Annotated in this window: 1 protein-coding gene; it reads left to right on the top strand. The window is 45.9% G+C overall.

Annotation, left to right across the window (positions count from 1 at the left end):
• On the top strand, window positions 1-441 hold a 441-nt coding region (locus HMPREF2991_RS04515), incomplete at its 5' end, for a tagatose 1,6-diphosphate aldolase (RefSeq protein WP_142350315.1).
• Window position 442 lies beyond the last annotated feature (1 nt).

Below are 442 nucleotides of genomic sequence, written 5' to 3'. Positions count from 1 at the left end.
AAAGTAAAACCACACAAGGTTATCGGTGCTATGAAGGTCTTCTCAGACCCACGCTTTAACATCGACGTTTTGAAAGTGGAAGTTCCAGTCAACGTCAAATACGTTGAAGGCTTTGGCGATGGTGAAATCGTGCATACTCGTGAAGAAGCGGCAGCTTTCTTCAAAGCGCAAGACGAAGCAACAAATCTTCCTTACATCTACTTAAGTGCAGGTGTATCAGCCAAACTCTTCCAAGAAACACTTGTCTTTGCCCACGAATCAGGTGCAAACTTCAACGGAGTTCTTTGCGGCCGTGCAACATGGGCTGGATCAGTTGAAGCCTACATCAAAGACGGTGAAGCAGCAGCTCGCGAATGGCTTCGCACAACTGGATTTGAGAACATTGACGAACTCAACAAGGTTCTTCAAACAACAGCGACTTCATGGACTGAACGTGTATAAG

It is taken from the genome of Streptococcus sp. HMSC072D07 (genome assembly GCF_001814835.1).
Lineage (GTDB): Bacteria > Bacillota > Bacilli > Lactobacillales > Streptococcaceae > Streptococcus.
This window is presented reverse-complemented; position numbering and strand designations above follow the sequence as displayed.